The sequence below is a fragment of the Cryobacterium sp. M91 genome (assembly GCF_002929615.1).
Taxonomy (GTDB): domain Bacteria; phylum Actinomycetota; class Actinomycetes; order Actinomycetales; family Microbacteriaceae; genus Cryobacterium; species Cryobacterium levicorallinum.
The window spans coordinates 1-2,856 of the sequence record NZ_PJJT01000024.1 but is presented as its reverse complement, the minus strand read 5'-3'; the positions used below and the strand labels follow the sequence as shown (position 1 = coordinate 2,856).

The following is a 2,856-nucleotide window of genomic DNA, read 5'->3' as shown; positions in this document are numbered from 1 at the left end:
TCAACCTCGAAACCCCCGCCTACCGCCTCAACCAGCTACTTCTCGAAGCAAAAACCCCCGCGTTGCCCTGACCACTTGACTTTGCCGCCCAGAAATGGACTCAAACTCACGGCTCGGTAACGTGGGACGCCTCAAACTCACGGGTCGGCGGCTCCCTGACGCTTGGGACGACTACAGGGGCGGGCTCGTCACAATGCTCGTCGTACAGCCCAGTTCGCCGGGCTCGATCCAGGTGGGATCGTAGCCCCAGAACTCCACCACACCATCGGCACCGCGCCCTCCCACGATGCACTCGCGCTCCGCCGAAACACCGACGGCAGCCAGGAGATCGCCATCGACGGTATCCGTGTCAACCGTCACGAAGTCCTGCGGGAAGGCGGCGCGCACGTCTCCGTCCAGGCTGGTGGGTGATGCTGCGGCGAGAACCGCGGCGAGAACGTCCTCGGCGTTGTCGGGCAGAGTAGGGAACGGCACCGCAGAGGGCATCATGATCTCCGGGTCGTTCGGACAGGCGATGCCATGGCGGAGTACCGGGTTCGGCCGGACAAAGACCTCATAGCGGAAGCACTTCGTGGAACTTGCAGACTCGTGGCCGGATCCGAAATAGCCAGTCTCAGCCTCAACGTCGACCCGGATGCGAACCTCGATGCGGGCGCCGGCGTCGTCCCGTGAGTTTCCACTCCACGCCAGTGTGTCCGCGTAGACCGTGGAACCGCGGCCAGACGAGTTCAGGTCTGGGATGTAGGTTGCCGCGAACCACTCCGCATCGCGCACCCGCGACACCGGCGAGTCCAGTTGGTCGGTGAGTGCGTCAGCAACCTGGTTGACCGCCGTGCCGGCCACGCGCTCGCCGGCGGTACCGCAGCCCATGAGGGCAAGAGCCACCACCATCATCGCTGCACCCGTGACGACCCATCGCGCTCGCGCAACTGTGCAGCTGTGCGCCCCGTGGGCGGCGTGTCGACTCATGGTTCCCCCTCGTGCCACCCTAACCCGTGCCATCCTGTCAGGTCGAGGTTCGCGCCTATTCGCCCGTGGCGGCCCACGCAGTTATGTCAACGGACTGGGTGGGCGGCAGGTCGACGGCCGACGGGCTGATGACGGTCTGTACCTCGGACCGGCGCATCATTGTTCGGCCGTCGGCGCAGCGGATGCCGTCGGTCCCGGCGACAGCGTGGGCGCGGCTGACGGTTCCGGCGATAACGCGGGTGCCGGCGTGGACGACGACTCTTCCACCGCCGGAAGCTCGACCAGCGGCCGCACCTGGGCGAACGGGAACGGCGCGGGCGCGGCATCCGCTTGGTAGGCCTGCCCGAGATGGTCGTAGGTGTAGTCGACATCGTCGGAGGTCACCAGCCGCAGCGGGAACACATTCCAGCCGCCGCCGCCCGGCACCAGCAGGCTCGGCATGACCATATCCTTGTCGCCGGCGGCATCAAACTGGGTCAGGTAGTTGGTATTGACCGGGTCGTTGACCACGTTGAGCGCGCGGCCGTCCTGGTCGAACAACTGCACGTCGGTGAGCGGCTGGCCGTCGGCGTCATAGGCGAACACGTTGGTCACTCCCTGGCCGTTCTGCATCAGTCCCGGCGTTGGCGCCGGGTTGTAGTCCACGTACGCACTGTTCTGCGCTCCGGCATTGTGCGCCGTGGCCAACAGCACGATCGGCAGAACGAGAACCGCGCACACGCTGACCAGGGTACGAAAACGTGGAAGCCAGCGCCAAGGCAGCCACCGGCCACGACCCCACTGCACACTCAGAATCACGAAAGCCGCGAGCACGACCCACCGCAACGGGTCGGTCGGCACCGTGCTGATCCCGCCGCCTGCGAGGACTGCGACGACCGCATAAACAACCCAGCCGCGCAGCACCCACCACACGGGGCGCAACACCAGCAGAAAGTCGAGCAGCGCCGCACCGGCGACACTCGAGCGGATGCGCCGCGCCGCGCCAGCCCGCGCCTCGCCGATCCTGATGCGCAGCCGGCCAAGCCGCGGCACCCGGACTTCGGGCGTCGTGCCCCGCACCGGAAGCCCGGCAGCGCCGCGCAACTCGTCGGCATAGGCGACCGGATCGCCGAGATCGACGTTGGGCGCAGCCGCATCGCCGGCATTGACGTCGGCGGCCTGCTCCGTGAGGTCGGCCTCGAGGCCGTCGGTGAGGTCATCGACATCGTCGGCCGGCAGGTCGCTCAGTGCCGATCGCACGGCCGCGGCGAACTCACGAATGGACTGGGGAGTCGTAATTGTTTCGCTCATGTGTTGTCACCGATCGGGCGTAGGTGGGCGGTGGGTTTCGGCTTCTCGAGCAACTGGGTGAGGGTATTTGCGAAGTGGGTCCAGTTCGAGCGCTGTTCGGCGAGCATGGCCCGGCCGTTCGCGTTCATTCCGTAGTACTTGCGGTGCGGCCCGCCGTCCGACGGCACGACATAGCTCGACAGCGCCCCGGCGCTGTACAGCCGGCGCAGGGTGCCGTAGACCGACGCGTCACCGACCTCATCGAGTCCGGCGGCGCGCAACCGACGCACAATGTCATAGCCGTAGCCGTCGTCGTCGACGATCACGGCCAGGACGGCCATATCGAGCACCCCCTTCAGTAGTTGGGTGGTATCCATCGGTATCTCCTTCATCGGTCGGGGCGCACACGCAGGCCTTCAACGGATCCCACACTACTACGCAAACCGCAGTACCGTGCCATGCAGAATCTTGGTCCCCGGCCGAGCCGTGAGTTTCAACCACCGAGCCGTGAGTTTGAGGCCATTTCAGCGCGGCAAAGTCAAGTGGTCAGGGCAACGCGGGGGTTTTTGCTTCGAGAAGTAGCTGGTTGAGGCGGTAGGCGGGGGTTTCGAGGTTGAG

General features: G+C 66.2%; 3 protein-coding genes. All 3 read right to left on the bottom strand.

The window, feature by feature from the left end:
* Positions 1-171: 171 nt before the first annotated feature.
* Complete coding sequence (locus CXY80_RS00230) at positions 172-894, bottom strand: hypothetical protein (protein ID WP_104131134.1); 723 nt, start codon at positions 892-894, stop codon at positions 172-174.
* A 231-nt stretch (positions 895-1,125) separates the two neighbouring features.
* The gene (locus CXY80_RS00225; RefSeq protein ID WP_104131133.1) at positions 1,126-2,259 is read right to left on the bottom strand and encodes a hypothetical protein; all 1,134 of its coding nucleotides are present in this window, start codon (positions 2,257-2,259) and stop codon (positions 1,126-1,128) included.
* Positions 2,256-2,615, bottom strand: coding sequence for a PadR family transcriptional regulator (locus CXY80_RS00220; protein ID WP_092450092.1), 360 nt, complete (start codon positions 2,613-2,615; stop codon positions 2,256-2,258). The genes CXY80_RS00225 and CXY80_RS00220 overlap by 4 nt, the downstream gene beginning before the upstream one ends.
* Between the last annotated feature and the right edge of the window lie 241 nt (positions 2,616-2,856).